This is a genomic window from Sphingomonas sp., from assembly GCF_036388435.1.
Taxonomy (GTDB): domain Bacteria; phylum Pseudomonadota; class Alphaproteobacteria; order Sphingomonadales; family Sphingomonadaceae; genus Sphingomonas.
In genome coordinates, this window is sequence record NZ_DASVRV010000014.1 from 35,942 (window position 1) to 54,648 (window position 18,707).

At 68.0% G+C, this 18,707-nt stretch carries 13 protein-coding genes; 9 read left to right on the forward strand and 4 right to left on the reverse strand.

Translation table 11 applies throughout. The annotated features are described in order from the left end of the window. Nucleotide 1 precedes the first annotated feature (1 nt). The gene (locus VF592_RS04130) at nucleotides 2-979 is read right to left on the reverse strand and encodes a PAS domain-containing protein (protein ID WP_331004344.1); all 978 of its coding nucleotides are present in this window, start codon (nucleotides 977-979) and stop codon (nucleotides 2-4) included. 183 nt (nucleotides 980-1,162) lie between these two features. On the opposite strand from VF592_RS04130, the gene VF592_RS04135 reads away from it, so the two are divergent. The 3 genes from VF592_RS04135 (at nucleotide 1,163) to guaA (ending at nucleotide 3,545) form a co-directional block, all read left to right on the forward strand. Further along, on the forward strand, nucleotides 1,163-1,363 hold the full coding sequence (locus VF592_RS04135; protein WP_331004345.1) for a hypothetical protein: 201 nt from the start codon (nucleotides 1,163-1,165) through the stop codon (nucleotides 1,361-1,363). A gap of 119 nt (nucleotides 1,364-1,482) precedes the next feature. Then, nucleotides 1,483-1,905 (forward strand): 50S ribosomal protein L17, encoded by a 423-nt coding sequence (gene rplQ, locus VF592_RS04140; RefSeq protein ID WP_331004346.1) that lies wholly within the window; start codon nucleotides 1,483-1,485, stop codon nucleotides 1,903-1,905. A gap of 86 nt (nucleotides 1,906-1,991) precedes the next feature. Beyond that, nucleotides 1,992-3,545, forward strand: a complete 1,554-nt coding sequence (gene guaA, locus VF592_RS04145; RefSeq protein WP_331004347.1) for a glutamine-hydrolyzing GMP synthase — start codon at nucleotides 1,992-1,994, stop codon at nucleotides 3,543-3,545. A gap of 77 nt (nucleotides 3,546-3,622) precedes the next feature. Here the strand turns inward: guaA and VF592_RS04150 are convergent, their stop codons facing one another. Beyond that, entirely contained in the window at nucleotides 3,623-4,573 is a 951-nt protein-coding gene (locus tag VF592_RS04150) for an alpha/beta hydrolase (RefSeq protein ID WP_331004348.1), read from the reverse strand. Nucleotides 4,574-4,735: 162 nt separating this feature from the next. Here VF592_RS04150 and VF592_RS04155 point away from each other — a divergent pair, with 162 nt between their 5' ends. From VF592_RS04155 to cysN, 3 genes are all read left to right on the forward strand, one after another. Further along, on the forward strand, nucleotides 4,736-7,999 hold the full coding sequence (locus tag VF592_RS04155; RefSeq protein ID WP_331004349.1) for a PAS domain-containing protein: 3,264 nt from the start codon (nucleotides 4,736-4,738) through the stop codon (nucleotides 7,997-7,999). 82 nt (nucleotides 8,000-8,081) lie between these two features. Beyond that, a complete protein-coding gene (cysD, locus tag VF592_RS04160) occupies nucleotides 8,082-8,981 on the forward strand; it encodes a sulfate adenylyltransferase subunit CysD (protein WP_331004350.1) in 900 nt (299 codons plus the stop codon). Then, complete coding sequence (gene cysN / locus VF592_RS04165) at nucleotides 8,978-10,882, forward strand: sulfate adenylyltransferase subunit CysN (protein WP_331004356.1); 1,905 nt, start codon at nucleotides 8,978-8,980, stop codon at nucleotides 10,880-10,882. The genes cysD and cysN overlap by 4 nt, the downstream gene beginning before the upstream one ends. Here cysN and chrA read toward each other — a convergent pair. Continuing rightward, nucleotides 10,879-12,096, reverse strand: a complete 1,218-nt coding sequence (chrA, locus tag VF592_RS04170; RefSeq protein WP_331004351.1) for a chromate efflux transporter — start codon at nucleotides 12,094-12,096, stop codon at nucleotides 10,879-10,881. The genes cysN and chrA overlap by 4 nt on opposite strands. 208 nt (nucleotides 12,097-12,304) lie before the next feature. Here chrA and VF592_RS04175 point away from each other — a divergent pair, with 208 nt between their 5' ends. The 3 genes from VF592_RS04175 to VF592_RS04185 are packed head-to-tail and all read left to right on the forward strand — an operon-like array spanning nucleotide 12,305 to nucleotide 14,468. Then, a complete protein-coding gene (locus tag VF592_RS04175) occupies nucleotides 12,305-13,558 on the forward strand; it encodes a hypothetical protein (protein WP_331004352.1) in 1,254 nt (417 codons plus the stop codon). After that, nucleotides 13,558-13,932, forward strand: coding sequence for a UbiA family prenyltransferase (locus tag VF592_RS04180; RefSeq protein ID WP_331004353.1), 375 nt, complete (start codon nucleotides 13,558-13,560; stop codon nucleotides 13,930-13,932). Before VF592_RS04175 ends, VF592_RS04180 begins: the two co-directional genes overlap by 1 nt. A 35-nt stretch (nucleotides 13,933-13,967) precedes the next feature. Then, the gene (locus tag VF592_RS04185; RefSeq protein ID WP_331004354.1) at nucleotides 13,968-14,468 is read left to right on the forward strand and encodes a hypothetical protein; all 501 of its coding nucleotides are present in this window, start codon (nucleotides 13,968-13,970) and stop codon (nucleotides 14,466-14,468) included. 65 nt (nucleotides 14,469-14,533) lie between these two features. Here VF592_RS04185 and rpoC read toward each other — a convergent pair. Next, nucleotides 14,534-18,707, reverse strand: a 4,174-nt coding sequence (gene rpoC / locus VF592_RS04190) for a DNA-directed RNA polymerase subunit beta' (RefSeq protein WP_331004355.1), incomplete at its 5' end; no start/stop codon positions are given.

Sequence of the window (18,707 nt, forward strand, 5' to 3'; positions counted from 1 at the left end):
CTCACGCCAGCGCGAAGACGAGTTCGACCGCCAGCCCGTCGTCGCGCCAGTCGATCGCGAAGCTGCCGCGCCGCGCGCGGACGATCCGCTCCATCAGCCTGAGGCCCTGGCCGCCCTCGCGTTCGCGGTTGAGGATGCGGCCGTTCATGCGTTCGGTCCAGCGGATCGACAGGCGGTCCGCCTCGACCGCCGAGCCGACATGCACCGAGCCGCCCCGGGCCAGCGCGCCATGCTTGGCCGAATTGACCGCCAGTTCGCCGATCACCAGCGCGATCGCGTCCGCCTGTCCCTGCTCGACCGCCGTCGCGGGCAGCGCGTCGATGACGACGGGGCAGGCGGGGCTGTCGAAGGGAGCCACGAGCGCCGGGATCAGGCTCGTCACCTCGCACGGCGCCTGGTCCGACACGAACAAGGATTGCGCGGTGCTCAGCGCCGCCAGTCGCCCCGCCATCTCTCCCGCGAACGCCTCCAAGGCGGCATCGCCGCGCGCATAGCCGTGAAGCAGCCCGCCGATCATCGTATAGGTGTTCTTCAGCCGGTGCTTCATCTCGGCCGCGGCGATCGTCAGCGCCTCGCTCGTCGCCTGGTTCTCCGTCACGTCGCGCGAGATCGACAGGAAACCGGCATGGACGCCGCCCGCGTTCGACACGGGCGACACGGTCACGTCCCACCATTTCGGGGTGCCCCGCGCCGTCGGGCAGAAGGCGCGAAAGCGAACGGCCTCGCCGGCGCTGGCCTTTTCATAGGAGGCGAGGATCGCGCCCCGCGCCTCGTCGGGCCACAGATCGGCCCAGCTTTGGCCCTGGATCGCGCACAGGTCGTCGACCTCCATCGCGCACAGGCCGTTGCCGTTCATGTACTGGATCGTGCCGTCGAGCCCGACCAATTTGACGCAGTCCACGCTCTGGTCGAGCACCGACGCCAGCGTCACCGCCGACAGCGAGCTGACGACGGCGGCAAGCGGGCGTTGATCGGTCAAGCTCTTCTCCCCGGTCGGCCGGACCGTCCTCGATGGGGACAGGGCGGAGCGATAACGTCTGCCACTGCCATAGATCATGCCGCGACCTTTGGAACCCACTCCGCTTTGTTTCGACGCTGCCCCGTAACGATTGCGACCATTCGGCTCCTTGCTGGTTGGAGACGCCGATATGGGAGAAGCGACATGGCTACTGATCGGGCCGACAACCGGATCGTCGCGGTCGGGTTTCTGACCCGTGGCGACCTTGACGTCCTCGGACGCGGATTCTCGCGGCATTTTCCGGTAAAACATGACGACGCGTTCGATGACCTGCTGGCGAAACTCGACACGGTCGACGCGACGCCGCCGGGCCGGCGCCTGTCCATCAGCGTGACGGAGGACTGAGCGGCGGGCACCGGCTTGACTTGTCGCGGGTGATCGGCTGTTAGGCCCGCTTCGGGCGGCTCCTCCGCCCGGCCGGGGGTGCCTGACACGGCCCCTGGACGAACCGAAGGACTGATATCATGCGCCATCGCGTCGGCGGCCGTAAGCTGCAGCGTACCTCCGCCCATCGTCTGGCCCTGTTCCGTAACATGGCGGCGGCGCTCATCAAGCACGAGCAGATCACCACCACGGTCGCCAAGGCCAAGGAACTGCGCCCTTATGTCGAGAAGCTGATCACGCTAGCCAAGCGTGGCGGTCTGTCGAACCGGCGCCTCGCCCATGCGCGGCTGCTCGACGACGCGCAGCTGGTTAAGCTGTTCGAGGTGCTGGGCCCCCGCTACGCCGCGCGCAACGGCGGCTATACCCGCGTGATCAAGGCCGGCATCCGCCTGTCGGACGCCTCGCCGATCGCGATCATCGAGTTCGTCGACCGCGACGTGTCCGCCAAGGGGCAGGACTCCGGCCCGGTGATGACCGACGAGGATTACAGCGAAGCGGCGTGATCGACTTCATCCGACCGTGAAGGGCCGCGTCTCGCAAGGGGCGCGGCCCTTTCCGTACGCGCGCGCCACGGCTACACGCCCGCGCCATGAACCAGCCCGACACCATCCTCATCGTCGACTTCGGCAGCCAGGTGACGCAGCTCATCGCCAGGCGCGTGCGCGAGGCGGGGGTGTATAGCGAGATCGCGCCCTTCCAGTCCGCCGCCGAGGCGTTCGCGCGGATGAACCCGGCGGGCGTGATCCTGTCCGGCGGGCCGGCGTCGGTGGTCGATCCCGATTCCCCGCGCATTCCCGACGCGATCCTCCATTCCGGGCGGCCGATGCTGGGCATCTGCTACGGCCAGCAGGCGCTGACCGCGCAGCTGGGCGGCAGCGTCGAGCGCGGCATGGCGGGCGAGTTCGGGTCGTCCTTCATCGACATCGCCGATCGCTGCCAATTGTTCGACGCGCTGTGGAGGGAAGGCGAGCGCCACCGGGTGTGGATGAGCCACGGGGACCATGTCGCCGCGCTCGCGCCGGGCTTCCGATCGGTCGCGGCGAGCGCTGGCGCTCCTTATGCGGTCATCGCCGACGATGCGCGCCGCATCTACGCGATGCAATTCCACCCCGAAGTCGTCCACACGCCCGACGGCGCCAAGCTGATCGCCAATTTCGCGCGCCATGTCTGCGGGCTGGCCGGGGATTGGACGATGGCGGAGTTCCGCGCGGCGAAGATCGCCGACATCCGCGCCCAGGTCGGGTCGGGCCGGGTCATCTGCGGGCTCTCGGGCGGCGTCGATTCGGCGGTGGCCGCGGTGCTGATCCACGAGGCGATCGGCGAGCAGCTCACCTGCGTCTTCGTCGACCACGGCCTGCTCAGGAGCGGCGAGGCGGAGCAGGTCGTGTCGCTGTTCCGGGGCCATTACAACATCCCGCTCGTCCATGTCGACGCGGTGACCCTGTTCATGAACGGCCTGGCCGGGATCGGCGACCCGGAACTCAAGCGCAAGTTCATCGGCCGCACCTTCATCGACGTGTTCGAGGCGGAGGCGAAGAAGATCGGCGGGGCGGGGTTCTTGGCCCAGGGAACGCTCTACCCCGACGTGATCGAGAGCGTGTCCTTTACCGGCGGGCCGTCGGTGACGATCAAGAGCCACCACAATGTCGGCGGCCTGCCCGAGCGCATGAACATGGCGCTGGTCGAACCCCTGCGCGAGCTGTTCAAGGACGAGGTGCGCGAGCTGGGGCGCGAACTGGGGCTGCCCGACGCGTTCGTGGGCCGGCATCCTTTCCCCGGCCCCGGCCTGGCGATCCGCATCCCCGGCGAGGTCACGCGCGAGCGCTGCGACATCCTGCGCCGTGCAGACGCCATCTATCTGGAGGAGATCCGCGCGGCCGGGCTGTACGACGCGATCTGGCAGGCCTTCGCGGTGCTCCTTCCCGTCCGCACCGTGGGCGTGATGGGCGACGCCCGCACCTATGAATCGGTGCTGGCGTTGCGCGCGGTGACCTCGACCGACGGCATGACCGCCGAAGCGTTCGACTTCCCCGGCCACTTCCTGCCCCGCGTGTCGACCCGCATCGTCAACGAGGTACGCGGCGTGAACCGGGTGGTGTATGACTACACCTCCAAGCCGCCGGGCACGATCGAATGGGAGTGACGAGGACTCGCGACCGCGCGGGGCGCGGACGCGGCCTCGTCACTCGTCCGGGCAAGTGGGCGCGGTGAAGAGGGCCCTCACACCCCCCGCACGAACGCCGCCAGCGCCGCGTTGACCGCGCCCGGGGCTTCCTGCTGCACCCAGTGGCCCGCGCCCTCGATCAGCGTGGTGCCGCGGAAGTCGTCGCAATAGGTGTCGGCGTTCGCATACACGTCATAGCCGGGCATGAAACGGCGGACGGGGTCGAGCGTACCCGCGATGAAGCAGGCGGGCTGGGTGACGTGCCTGCCCTGGACCGCGGCGCGCTGTTCCCAGTCGAGCCGCTGAGCGCGGTAGCGGTTGAGGGGGCCGCGCCAGCCGCCCTTGGCGAATGCCGCGTTGTACAGGGCCAGGTCCTCCGCGCTCAGCCAGTCGGGGAGGCGGCCGGGCTTGGGCATGCCCGTCAGGAACTGCGCGTCGCGGCCCTTGGGCTCCGCGAACGCCTCGGCGACGCCCTCGCCGGAGATGCCCCAATAGATTTTGAGCAGCGTGTCGGGGTCGGCGGCGAACTCGGCCTCGGCGACGCCTTCCTGCTGGAAATAGAGCTGGTAGAAGAATTTGTCGGGGTAGACCTGATCGATCACGTCGAGGAAGAAACGGTCGTTCAGCGGGGTGTACGGAACGCTTAGCCCTGCGACGGCGAGGACGTGATCGGGATGGCGGACGGCGGTGTTCCAGACGATCGGGGCGCCCCAGTCATGCCCGAACAGGATCGCGCGGCCGCCAAAGGCGTCGATCACGGCGGCGACGTCGGCGCAGAGCTCGGCCATGGTGTACGCCTCGACCGGGTGGGGCTTGCTGCTCTCGCCATAGCCGCGCACGTCCATCGCGGCGATCCGGTGCCCCGCGCCCGCGAAATGGGCGATCTGGTTGCGCCAGCTATGGCTGAGCTCGGGCCAGCCATGGACGCACAATATGGGCGGGTGGGAGCCGTCGGCGGGCCCGTCGACGATGACGTTCAGCTCGATTTCGCCGTTCGTGACCCGCATCTTTTCCACCGCGATCCCTTTCGTTGTTCGCCCAAAGCATGGGCCCGGGCGCGGCGGGTCGCAACGCCATTTCGGCGGGGCTCTTTACGACGGTGGCGGAACGCCTAAACCGGCGCGCGAACGGCCGGGCGCCGCCGGGGCGAGGGGGGAAGGACGAACTTGGTGGACGCCGCAACCCCGACAGGTCCGGCATTCCTGAACGGCGGGGGCGCGTGCGGGGCGTTGATCGCCGCGCGGGACTGGGCCGCGACTCCGCTGGGGCCGATCGGGGACTGGCCGCAGTCGCTGCGCACCGCGACCGCGATCCTGCTGCGATCGCGGGTGGCGATGGTGATGCTGTGGGGCGCGGACGGCGTGATGCTCTACAACGACGCCTATTCGGTGTTCGCGGGTGGGCGCCATCCCGCGCTGCTGGGCTCCAAGGTGCGCGAGGGCTGGGCGGAGGTCGCCGACTTCAACGACCATGTGATGCGCGTCGGGCTCGCCGGGGGCACCCTGGCCTATCGGGGGCAGGAGCTGACGCTTTATCGCAGCGGCACGGCCGAGCGCGTGTGGATGGACCTGGATTACTCCCCGGTGCTCGGCGAGGCGGGCGAGCCGGCGGGCGTCCTCGCGATCGTCACCGAGACCACCGAGCGGGTCGAGGCGGAGCGTAGATCGCGCGAGAGCGAGGCCGAGCTGCGGATGGTCAGCGACGCCATGCCGGTGCTCCTGTCCTATATCGACCGCGACGAACGCTACCGCTTCGTCAACCGCACCTATCAGGACTGGTTGCTGACCCCGCCCGAGGAACTGGTCGGGCGCACCGTGCGCGAGGTGATCGGCGACGTCTCCTATGCGGCGGTCAAGGACCGGATGGATCAGGCGCTGGCGGGGGAGCTCGTGGAATTCTCGTCCCGGCTCGGCTATGCCGACGGGCGGACGCGCGACGTGGAGATCAGCTTCGTGCCGCGCCGCGCCGGCGACGGAATGGTGGAAGGTTTCCACGCGCTGGTGGTGGACGTGTCGCGGCGCAAGGCGGCCGAGGACGCGCTGCGGTCCGCAACGGAGGAGGCGAACGCCCAGGCGGCGGAGCGGGCGGCGATGCTTGGCCAGCTCGCCGAGGGTGTGATCATGACCGATGCGCAAGGGCGGGTCACCTTCGTCAACGCCGCGGCCGAACGGCTCCACGGCACCTCGACCGTCGGTGTCGTGCCCACGGAAGATGCACGCAATTATGTTCTTCTGGCCGAGGACGGTGGACCGCATCCGCCGCGCGAGCTGCCGCTCGCCCGCGCGGTGATCCATGGCGAGACGGTGACCGACGCGCGCTGGCGCATCCGCCGGGCGGACGGCAGCGAGGTGCTCGCGATCGGATCGGCGCAACCCGTGCACGACGCGGACGGCGTGCAGATCGGCGCGGTGCTGACCCTGCGCGACGACACCGCGCGGGGCGAGGCGGAGGCGGCGCTCAGGCTGAGCGAAGAGCGGTTGCGCGCGGTGGTCGAGGCGGCGCCGGTCGGGCTCGTCTTCGCGGACGCCGATGGTCGGATCACCGGGGGCAACACGCAGGTCGAGCGGATCACCGGCCACCCCGTGCTGCCCTCGCCCGATATCGACTCCTATCGCGACTGGATCGGCTATCACCCCGACGGGCGACGGGTGGAAGGGCCTGAATATCCGCTGGCGCGCGCGTTGGCGGGGGAGGAGCGGCCGTCGCTGGAGGTGCTTTACCAGCGCGGCGACGGGCGGCTGGCCTGGATCAGGTTCATCGCCGCGGCCAAGCATGATGCGGACGGGCGCATCGTCGGCGCGGTCGTCGCCTCGCTCGACATCGACGCCGAACGCCGGGCGGAGGACGAACTGCGCCGCCTGAACGCCGAGCTCGAGGCGCGGGTCGCCCAGGAACTCGCCGAGCGCCGCGTCCTGGCCGAGATCGTCGAGCGCACCGACGCCGAGATCCAGGTGCTGAGCGGGGATCTCCGGTTCCTGGCGATCAACGCGGCGGCGGTGGCGGCCTATCGACGGGTGTACGGCGCGGAGCCTAGGGTCGGCGACCGCCTGCTCGATCTGCTGCCCGACGCCGATGAGCGCGAGCGGGCGGAAGCCGTATGGCGGCGGACGCTGGCGGGCGAGGAGTTCGCGATCGAATCGGAATGGGGCGATCCCGGCGTGGAGCGCCGCTGGTACGATATGCGCTTCCGCTCGCTGCGCCGCGACGACGGCGAAGTCTGGGCGGCCTATCTCATCGCCTATGACGTGACCGAACGGATGCGTCAGCGGGAGCGGCTCGCCCAGGCCGAGGACGCGCTGCGCCAGGCGCAGAAGATGGAGGCTGTGGGACAGCTGACGGGCGGGATCGCGCACGACTTCAACAATCTGCTCGGCGCCGTGGTCGGCAGCCTCGACCTGATCCGGCGCCGGCCCGACGACCTCGACCGGGTGAAGCGCTATGCCGAGGCGGGGCTGCAGGCCGCCGAGCGCGGGGCCAAGCTGACCGGCCAGCTCCTGGCCTTTTCCCGCGCGCAGCGGATCGAGCTCAAGCCGCTGAGCGTCGCCGGGCTGGTCGGCGGGATGCGCGACCTGCTGGCGCGGACGTTGGGGCCGATGATCGACCTGCGCTTCGACCTGGAGGCGGGCGACGCGGCGGTGCTGTCGGACGCGACGCAAGTGGAGATGGCGGTGCTCAACCTGGCGATCAACGCGCGCGACGCGATGACGGGCGCGGGAACGGACGCGGGGGCGCTGACCGTCGCGACCGCGCTGCGCCGGGTGGAGGACGATCCCGAACTGGCGAGCGGCGACTATGTGGAGTTGGCGGTAGCGGATACGGGCGCCGGAATGGACGCCGAGACGCTGGCGCGCGCCTTCGATCCTTTCTTCACCACCAAGGGCGTGGGCAAGGGCACGGGGCTGGGGCTGAGCCAGGTCTATGGCGTCGCGCGCCAGACCGGCGGCGCGGTGCGGATCGACAGCCGGGTGGGCGAGGGGACGACGGTGCGCATCCTGCTGCCCCGGACCGACGCCCCCGTGCGGGTCGATACGGACGAGGCGGCGATGGCCGGGGAAGCGCAAGGGACCGTCGCGACGGTGCTGGTGGTCGACGACGATCCCGATGTGCGGCGCGTGCTGGTCGATGCGCTCGACGCGCTCGGCTATCTGGTGGTCGAGGCGGAGGACGGGCCCATCGGGCTGGAAATGATCGACGCGCAATGCCCCGACCTGCTGCTGGTCGACTTCGCCATGCCCGGCATGAACGGCGCGGAGGTGGCGCGCGCGGCGCGGGTGCGATGCCCCGAATTGCCCGTGCTGTTCGTGAGCGGCTATTCCGACACCGCCGCGATCGAGGACGCCGCCGGGCCCGACGTGCCGGTGCTGCGCAAGCCCTTCCGCGTCGGCGATCTTCAGGCGATGGTCGCCGGCGCGCTGGCACGGCCGGCGGGCTGACCCGCGCCGCCAAGCTGGGCTATGCCGGGGTGGAGGCGAAAGCGTCGTGCGGGCCGGGATCGCGCGCCCTAGATAGCGGGACATGGCGGACCTGACCCATCTCGACCGGCTGGAGGCCGAGAGCATCCACATCATGCGCGAGGTCGTGGCGGAGGCCGCGCGGCCGGTGATGCTGTATTCGATGGGCAAGGATTCGGCGGTGATGCTCCAGCTCGCGCGCAAGGCCTTCTTTCCCGCGCCGCCGCCTTTTCCGCTGCTCCATGTCGACACGACCTGGAAGTTTCGCGACATGTACGCGCTGCGCGACCGCGCCGCCGCCGAGGCGGGGATGGAGTTGATCGTCCACCGCAATCCCGACGCGCTGGCGCGCGGCATCAACCCCTTCGATCACGGCAGCCTCCACACCGATCTGTGGAAGACCGAAGGGCTCCGTCAGGCGCTGGACGCCGGCGGTTACGACGCTGCGTTCGGCGGCGCGCGCCGCGACGAGGAGAAGAGTCGCGCCAAGGAACGCGTCTTCTCCTTCCGCTCCGCCAGCCATCGCTGGGACCCCAAACGCCAGCGTCCCGAATTGTGGCGCCTGTACAATGCCCGGACCCGCGCGGGCGAATCGATGCGGGTCTTTCCCCTGTCCAACTGGACCGAGCTCGACATCTGGCAATATATCCGGCGCGAGGCGCTGGAGATCGTGCCGCTCTACCTCGCCGCGCCGCGCCCGACCGTGGAGCGCGACGGAATGCTGCTGATGGTCGACGACGATCGCTTTCCGCTGCGCCCGGAGGAGCGGGTCGTCGAGCGCTCGATCCGGTTCCGCACGCTCGGCTGCTATCCGCTGACGGGGGCGGTCGAGAGCAACGCCGCGACGCTCGACGCGGTGATCCAGGAGATGCTGCTCACCACCACCTCCGAGCGCCAGGGCCGCGCGATCGACCATGACGGCGCGGCCAGCATGGAGCGCAAGAAGCAGGAGGGCTATTTCTGACCGGCTACCGCCCCGACGCGCTGATCGGCGCGGACATCGACGCCTATCTGCGCGGGCACGAGAACAAGTCGCTGCTGCGCTTTATCACCTGCGGGTCGGTGGACGACGGCAAGTCGACGCTGATCGGGCGGCTGCTCCACGACACGCGCACCATCTTCGACGACCAGCTCGCGGCGCTGCGCGCGGATTCGGCGCGGGTGGGAACGCAGGGCGCGGAGATCGATTTCGCCCTGCTCGTCGACGGGCTTGCGGCCGAGCGCGAGCAGGGAATCACGATCGACGTCGCTTATCGCTATTTCTCGACGGAGAAACGCAAGTTCATCGTCGCCGACACGCCTGGGCACGAGCAATATACGCGCAACATGGTCACCGGCGCGTCGACCGCCGATCTGGCGGTGATCCTGGTCGATGCGCGCAAAGGCGTGCTGACCCAGACGCGGCGGCACGGCTATCTGGTCAACCTGCTCGGCGTCCGCCGTTTTGTGCTGGCGGTCAACAAGATGGACCTGGTCGGTTACGACCGGGCGCGCTTCGACGCGATCGTCGCCGACTACGCCGCCTTTGCGCGCGAGATCGGGGCGGAGGAAACGGTCGCGATCCCGATCTCGGGCTTTCGCGGCGACAATGTCATCGCCGCCTCGCCTGCCATGCCCTGGTACGCAGGTCCGACGCTGCTCGATCATCTGGAGACGGTGTCGGTCGAGGCCGAAGCCGAGCGCGCGTTCCGGATGCCGGTGCAATGGGTCAACCGCCCCGACCTGGATTTCCGCGGCTTCGCGGGGACGGTCGCGAGCGGGACGGTGCGGCCGGGGGACGCGGTGCGGGTGCTGCCGTCGGGACGAACCACGAGTATCGCGCGCGTGGTCGCCTTTGACGGTGATCTGGACGCGGGCGAGGCCGGGCGGTCGGTGACGCTGACCTTCGCCGACGAGGTCGATTGCTCGCGCGGCGACGTGATCGCCGCCGCGGGCGATCCGCCCCAGGTCGCCGACCAGTTCGAGGCGACCCTGGTGTGGATGAGCGACACGGCCCTGCTGCCGGGGCGCGGATACTGGCTGAAGCTCGCGACGCAGACGGTCACGGCGCAGGTTCAGCCGCCCAAATACCGCGTCGATGTCGATACGCTCGACCGGCTGGCGGCGCGCACGCTGGAGCTGAACGGGATCGGCGTCGCCACCGTGTCGACCGACCGCCCGATCGTGTTCGAACCCTATGCCGACAGCCGCGAGCTGGGCGGGTTCATTCTGGTCGACAAGGAGACGAACGACACGGTGGCGGCGGGCGTGCTCCACTTCGCGCTGCGCCGCGCCGGGAACATCCACCCCCAGGCGATCGACGTGCCCCGCGAAAGCCGCGCCGCGCTCAAGAACCAGCGGCCGATAGTGTTGTGGTTCACCGGGCTGTCGGGAGCGGGCAAGTCGACGGTCGCCAATCTGGTCGATGTCCGGTTGCGGCGGATGAACCGGCACGGCTTCCTGCTCGACGGCGACAATGTGCGCCACGGGCTCAACCGCGACCTGGGCTTCACCGACGCCGACCGGGTGGAGAATATCCGGCGCGTGGGCGAGGTCGCGCGGCTGATGACCGATGCAGGGCTGATCGTGCTCACCGCCTTCATCTCTCCCTTCCGCGCCGAGCGCGAGATGGTGCGCGCGATGATGGCGCCCGGCGAGTTCGCCGAGATCTTCGTCGACACGCCGCTGGCCGAGGCGGAGCGCCGCGACGTGAAAGGCCTCTACGCCAAGGCGCGGGCGGGCGAGCTGGCCAATTTCACCGGCATCGACTCGCCTTATGAAGCTCCCGTCGATCCCGATCTGAGGATCGACACGACCGCGATGACGCCCGAAGCCGCGGCGGACATGATCGTGGACTGGGTGATCGCCAATGAGGAACGCGGCTAGCCGAGCGCGACCGCCCCGATCGTAGCGCCGATACCGAGCACTAGCGGGGTCGCGAGCTTGCTTCGCCACCGGTATAGGATAACGAGACCGATCGTGAAGATCGCCGCGCTGGCCAGCGGGCCCGGCGTCCGCGCGGCGGCGGTGCGCGCCAGGTCGAGCAGCGTCACCGCGATCAGCCCGACGACCCCCGCCGCCACGCCCGCCAGGAAGCCGCGCAGCTTCTCATGCTCGGCCACCGCCTCCAGCCGCTCGTAGAAGAGCAGCGAAAAGGCGAAAGCCGGGCCGAACATGCCCGCCGTGATCGCCAGCGCCCCCGCCAGGCCCCCGCTGACATAGCCCACAAAGGTCGCGAAGATCACCAGCGGCGCGGGCAGCACCCCCGACAGCCCCAGCCCGTCGAGGAATTGCGCGTCGGTCATCCAGCCGCGCCCGACCGTGTCGTTGCGGACGAAGGGAATGGCGGTATAGGCGCCGCCGAACGTCAGCAGCCCGCCCTTCAGCCCGGCCCAGAACAGCGCGGCGACGCTCGGCGCGGTGTCGGACAGCGCACCGGCTTCGACCGGCTGCCCCGACGCGAGCAGAATCGCCGCCGCGCCCGCCAGCGCGATCAGCGCCGCCGCCGCAAGGTGGCGTCCGCTCGCCAGCAGCGCGTAACTCGCGCCCGATACGGGCAGGACGATCCAGAAGCTCACCCCCAGCAGCGACGCTCCCACCGCCGCCGCCGCGATCAGCCAAAGCCGCCGGTCGACGAGGATATGCTCGCCGATCCGGTGCACCGCGCGGACGATGACGGCGATTACCGCCGCCTGGACGCCCAGAAAAAGCGCATCGATCGCCGTCCCGCGGACCGGCAGGCTGGTATAGGCCCAGGCAAGTAAAAGCATCAGCACCAAGCCGGGCAGCATGAAGCCCAGCCCGGCCAGCACTCCGCCCAGCCGCCCCTTGGCCCGGATTCCCAGATGCACGCACAGCTCGTGCGCCTCCGGTCCCGGCAGCACCTGCATCACCGCCAGCAGGCGATTGAAGCGGTGGCTGGAGATCCACCGTTCCTCGTCCACCAGGTCGCGCCGGATGATGGCGATCTGCGCGACGGGTCCGCCGAACGCGAGCGCCCCGAACCGCAGGAAGCGCAGGAACAGCCCCGCATGGGTCATGTCGGGCGGGCGGGGGTCCGCGTCATCGCTCCGGTCGGGCGAACGATCAATGCCGTCCATAATGTTCTCCCCCGTGACAGCGCACCAAGCCTGACTAGGACTTGGTAGGGTCTATGCAAAGGGGCGCCGCCTCGGGTCCGATCCATCGCAATCCCCGATCATGGTAGCCGAAAATTAACCCTGTTGCCGGGATAGGGAGGCGGGCACGGGCGATCAGGGCGCTTTTTCGATGTGGGACGACGCGCAGGGAACCCGCACGATCAATGTAATGCGGCTGGCGGCGCTCGTCATGCTGGCCGCAACCGCGTCGAATTTGGTCTTCAACATGGTCGCCGCCCATACCGGCCATGGACCACCCTATTCGATCTTCCTTTATGACCTGAGCGAACGATACGACGACTTCTTCAAGTTTATTCTTTCCTTCCCGGCGCCGGGACCCGTCGCATGGGGGCCATGGATGCGGGACCGTGTCGCCCAGTGGGAGGTCGCCAACCCCTTTGCCGGGATCGCCGCCCTTCGTGCGGGCGGACTGACGCATCTATTCGTACCGCCGCTGACCGCGCTTTATTGCCTCCTGAACGCAGCGGCGATGCGCGCGATCGATCCCACGCTCCTCTTCGGAGCGACGCTCGCGGCGTTGTGGGCGTATTGGGCATGGCTGGCCGCGCGGTTCGACGGAGCCGGCAAGCTCGCCTGGATCGGTCTGGGCACGATCAGCTACCCGATGTTGATGATGGCGACCCGGGGCAATGTCTATGCCGGCGTCACCGCCCTGCTGATCATTCATGCGCTATGGTTGTCGATCCGTGGACGGTCGCCTGCCACAGCCGCGATCCTGCTGGCGCTGGCGGTCAACATCAGGCCCAACGCGATTGTCTTCGCGCTGCCCCTAATCGCGCTCCAGCCGCTTCCACGGCGCGCGGCGGTGACGCTGGTCGTTGCGGGATCGGGCCTGTTCGCGGCATCGCTCCTCGGCGCCTCGATGCTCTACCCCGATTATTCGTTGTCGTCCTTTATCCAAGGTCTTTCCAATTACTATGACTTCTACGTTATCGGCGATCTCGGACTGGCTTATGGCTCGTCGCTCTACGGAGCGCTCAAGCTGATGCTCGGCTATCGGCCGGGATTAGACCTGCTTGCAGCGGCCGTCGCATTCGGCCTGATCGGGATCGGTGCATGGCTCCATTGGTGCAAACCCCTTGCGTCATCGTCCATGTTGTTCCTGGTCCTGGCCGCCTATACGCTCGGCTCGACCGTGATCACCGACTATCACCTGCTCGTCTTTGTCCTCGTTCCCGCAGCCTTGGCAGTCGAGCCACGACCCTTGTCCCGCGCGGGCGGAGCGGCGCTGATCGCGTCCTGCCTGATGCTCGCGCCTAAGAACTATCTGTTCATCGACGGCGTGTCGCTACAGGTGGTTATCAATCCCGCGATTCTACTGGTGGCGGCGTCGCTGGTCATCGTGTCGGAATTGCGCGCGCGGCGTCTCGTTCCTGCTCCGTCGCCGACGATGGCCGGCTGATGTACCAGGGTCGGATCACGATCGACACCGCCGAAGCTCGCCGGCTCCGCGATTATGTGAGGGCCATGCGTCCCCACCAATGGTCCAAGGATCTGCTGATCTTCGTGCCGGTGATTACGTCGCACCGGGTGACGGGATCGGTGCTAGCCGACAGTTTTCTGGGCTTTGTCGCTTTCTGCCTCGCCGCATCCGCGGCCTATGTGCTGAACGACCTGCTCGACCTTCGCGCCGATCGCTTGCACCCCCGAAAGCGCCTGCGGCCCTTCGCGTCGGGCATGATACCCATTTGGCATGGGATCATGATGGCGGCGGTTCTGGCGATCGCCGCCGTCGGTGCGGGAATGCGGCTTTCCCCGAGTTCCTGGCCGTTCTAGTCGGCTATATCGGCGCGACGCTTGCCTATTCATTCGTGCTGAAACGCGAAATGGTGGTCGACGTCATCGCGCTAAGCGGCCTTTATACGGTTCGGGTCGTGGCCGGCACCGTCGCCGCGCACACAGAGCGTTCGCCTTGGCTGCTGCTCTTCTGCATCTTTATTTTTCTGAGCCTCGCCATCGTGAAGCGTTGTTCGGAACTGGTGATGACGCGCGATGAAGGCCGGCTCGACATTGCGGGACGCGGCTACCGAACGATCGATCTGCCGACGATGACCGCGCTTGCTGCAGCCGCCGGCTATGCGGCGGTCCTGGTCTTCGCCTTCTATCTTTCGAGCCCCGAAATGGCGCGGCTCTACGGCCGTCCTGACTGGCTATGGGGCGCCTGTCCGCTCCTGCTAGCCTGGATCAGCCGAGTGATCCTGCTCTCGGCTCGAGGGGAATTGCACGACGACCCGGTCGTGTTCGCGCTCACCGACCGTACCAGCCTCATGACCGGCCTGCTGTTCGCCGGGATCATCCTGCTCGCGATCTGACCCAATGAAAACCGCCGCCCGGGCGTCCCCGGACGGCGGTTTTCATCATCTCACGCTGGAACCGATCAGTCGCGGTCGAGGAACTCGGTCGCATCGGGAGCGCGGTCGAGATACTCGCCCGCATCCTCGTCGGTGCCCGTGCCCGAGGTCACGACCTGGGCGAGCGGATCGTCGCCGGTTCCGCCTGCCTCGCGCGCGTCGCGGCTATTCTCCGCCTCGCGCAGCTCGGCCGCCGAGTCCGGGGCGACCAGGGCCGCCGCCAGCGCGCGTTGCTGCACCCTGAGCGCGGCGTCGCGGCTGGATGCCGCCACACGCAGCCGGTTCATCCCCGCGCCGGTGCCCGCCGGGATCAGCCGGCCGACGATGACATTCTCCTTCAGGCCCATCAGATTGTCCTGCTTGCCCTGGACCGCCGCCTCGGTGAGGACGCGGGTGGTCTCCTGGAAGGACGCCGCCGAGATGAAGCTTCGGGTCTGGAGCGACGCCTTGGTGATGCCGAGCAGGATGGGCTTGCCCTGGGCCGGCGACTGCTTGGCGTCGAGCTTGGCGTTGACCGCCTCCATCTCCTCGCGGTCGAGTTGTTCGCCGACCAGGAGCGTGGTGTCGCCCGACTCGATGATCTCGACCTTTTGCAGCATCTGTCGGACGATCGTCTCGATGTGCTTGTCGTTGATCTTAACGCCCTGCAGACGATAGACCTCCTGGATCTCCGACACGAGATATTCGGCCAGCGGCTCGATGCCCATGACTTCCAGGATGTCGTGCGGATCGGGGCTGCCCCCGATCAGATTGTCGCCGCGCTTGACATAGTCGCCTTCCTGCACGTCGATGACCTTCGACTTCGGGATCAGATATTCCACGACGTCGCCGCCATCCTCGGGCTGGATGCCGATCTTGCGCTTGGCCTTATAGTCCTTGCCGAACACGACCCGGCCCGAGACCTTGGCGATGATCGCATTCTCCTTGGGCTTGCGCGCCTCGAACAGCTCCGCCACCCGCGGCAGACCGCCGGTGATGTCGCGCGTCTTGGCGCTCTCGCGCGACACGCGAGCCACGACGTCGCCGGCCTGGACCTGGGCACCATCCTCGACCGAGAGCGTCGCGCCCGAGGCGAGCATGTAGCGGCCCGCCTCGCCCGACGCGTCGTCGAGCAGGGTGATGCGCGGACGCAGATCCTCCTTCGACTTGGTCGTGGCCCGATATTCGGTGACGACGCGCTGGGCGATGCCCGTCGCTTCGTCGGTGATCTCGGTCAGCGTCTTGCCCTCGATCAGGTCCTGGAACTTCACGATGCCGGGATTCTCGGTGATGAGCGGCATGGTGAACGGGTCCCATTCGGCCATGCGGTCGCCCTTGGACACGATGTGCCCGTCGTCGAACAGCACGTACGCGCCGTAGGGGATGCGGTCGACCGCCAGCTCGCGGCCGTCCATATCGAGGATCGCGATCTCGCCCGACCGCGACAGCACCACGCGGCGCCCCCGCTGGTCGACGATCACGCGCAGGTCGCGGTAGACGGCCGTCCCGTCGGCATGGGCCTCCAGATTCGACTGCTCGTTGAGCTGCGCCGCGCCGCCGATGTGGAAGGTCCGCATCGTCAGCTGGGTGCCCGGCTCGCCGATCGACTGCGCCGCGATGACGCCCACCGCCTCGCCGATGTTGACGGGCGTGCCGCGGGCGAGATCGCGCCCGTAGCACTTGCCGCACACGCCGATCTTCGACTCGCAAACCAGCGGCGAGCGGATCTTCATCGACACGATGCCGATCCCCTCGATCCGGGTGATCATCGCCTCGTCGAGCAGCGTGCCCGACGGGATCGCGACCGCGCCCGTCTTGGCGTCGACCACGTCCTCGGCCGTGGTGCGGCCCAGGATGCGCTCGCCGAGCGACGCGATGGTCGTGCCGCCCTGGACGATCGCTTTCATCTCCAGCGCGCGCTCGGTGCCGCAATCCTCCTCGATGATGACGCAATCCTGCGACACGTCGACGAGACGGCGGGTGAGGTAGCCCGAATTGGCGGTCTTCAACGCCGTGTCCGCGAGACCCTTGCGGGCGCCGTGGGTGGAATTGAAATATTCGAGGACGGTCAGGCCTTCCTTGAAGTTCGAGATGATCGGCGTCTCGATGATCTCACCCGACGGCTTGGCCATCAGGCCGCGCATGCCGGCGAGCTGCTTGATCTGCGCCTGCGAACCACGCGCGCCGGAATGGGCCATCATGTAGATCGAGTTGATCGGCGCCTCGCGCCCGTTGGGGAGCTTCTTGACCGCCTTGATCTCGTTCATCATCGCGGCCGCCACCTGGTCGCCGCAGCGGCTCCAGGCGTCGATCACCTTGTTGTACTTCTCCTGCTGCGTGATCAGGCCGTCCTGATATTGCTGCTCGAAGTCTTTCACCAGGCCGCGCGTCTCGTCGACGAGCGCGATCTTCTCGCCCGGGATGATCATGTCGTCCTTGCCGAACGAGATGCCGGCCTTGAACGCGTGGCGGAACCCCAGCGCCATGATGGCGTCGGCGAACAGCACCGTCTCCTTCTGGCCGGTGTGGCGATAGACCTCGTCGATCACGTCGCCCACGTCCTTCTTGGTGAGGAGGCGGTTGACGGTCTCGAAGGGCACCTTGGACGATTGCGGCAGCGTCTCGCCGAGCAGCATCCGGCCCGGCGTCGTCTCCACGCGCTTCATATAGGGCTTGCCCGCCTCGTCCGTCTGGGGAACGCGGCTGATGATCTTGGTGTGCAGCGTCACCGCCTTGGCCTCGAGCGCCTGATGGACCTCCGACATGTCGGAGATCATCATGCCCTCGCCGGGCTCGCCTTCCTTCATCATCGACAGATAATAGAGCCCGAGCACCATATCCTGCGACGGCACGATGATCGGCTTGCCGTTGGCGGGCGAGAGGATGTTGTTGGTCGACATCATCAGCACGCGCGCTTCCAGCTGCGCTTCGAGCGACAGGGGAACGTGGACGGCCATCTGGTCGCCGTCGAAATCGGCGTTGAACGCGGAGCAGACGAGCGGATGCAGCTGGATCGCCTTGCCCTCGATCAGCACGGGCTCGAACGCCTGGATGCCGAGACGGTGGAGCGTCGGCGCGCGGTTCAGCATCACCGGATGCTCGCGGATCACCTCGGCCAGGATGTCCCAGACCTCGTTCCGCTCCGTCTCGACCCACTTCTTCGCCTGCTTCAAGGTCATCGACAGACCCTTGGCGTCGAGGCGCGCATAGATGAACGGCTTGAACAGCTCGAGCGCCATCTTCTTCGGCAAGCCGCACTGGTGCAGCTTCAGCTCCGGACCCGTCACGATGACCGACCGCCCCGAATAATCGACGCGCTTGCCGAGCAGGTTCTGGCGGAAGCGGCCCTGCTTGCCCTTGAGCATGTCGGACAGCGACTTGAGCGGACGCTTGTTGGCGCCCGTGATCGTCCGGCCTCGGCGGCCGTTGTCGAACAGGGCGTCGACCGCCTCCTGGAGCATGCGCTTCTCGTTGCGGACGATGATGTCCGGCGCGCGCAGCTCCATCAGCCGCTTCAGGCGATTGTTGCGGTTGATCACGCGGCGATACAGGTCGTTCAGGTCCGACGTCGCGAACCGGCCGCCGTCGAGCGGCACCAGCGGGCGCAGCTCGGGCGGGATGACCGGCACGACCTCCAGGATCATCCACTCCGGGCGGTTGCCCGAATCGATGAAGCTCTCGACGACCTTCAGCCGCTTGATGATCTTCTTGGGCTTGAGCTCGGACTTCGTTACCGCAAGCTCCTCGAGGAGCTGCGTGCGCTCGCCGACCAGGTCCAGGTCCTCGAGCATCTTGCGGACCGCCTCCGCGCCGATGCCGGCCGAGAAGGCGTCCTCGCCATATTCGTCCTGCGCCTCGAGCAGCTCGTCCTCGGTCATGAGCTGGTACTTCTCGAGCGGGGTCAGCCCCGGCTCCGTGACGATATACGCCTCGAAATACAGCACGCGCTCGAGCTGCTTGAGCTGCATGTCGAGCAACAGGCCGATGCGCGAGGGGAGCGACTTCAGGAACCAGATATGGGCCACGGGCGCGGCGAGCTCGATATGCCCCATCCGCTCGCGGCGGACCTTGGACACGGTCACCTCGACGCCGCACTTCTCGCAGACGATGCCCTTGTACTTCATGCGCTTGTACTTGCCGCACAGGCACTCGTAATCCTTGATCGGACCGAAGATGCGCGCGCAGAACAGGCCGTCACGCTCGGGCTTGAACGTGCGGTAG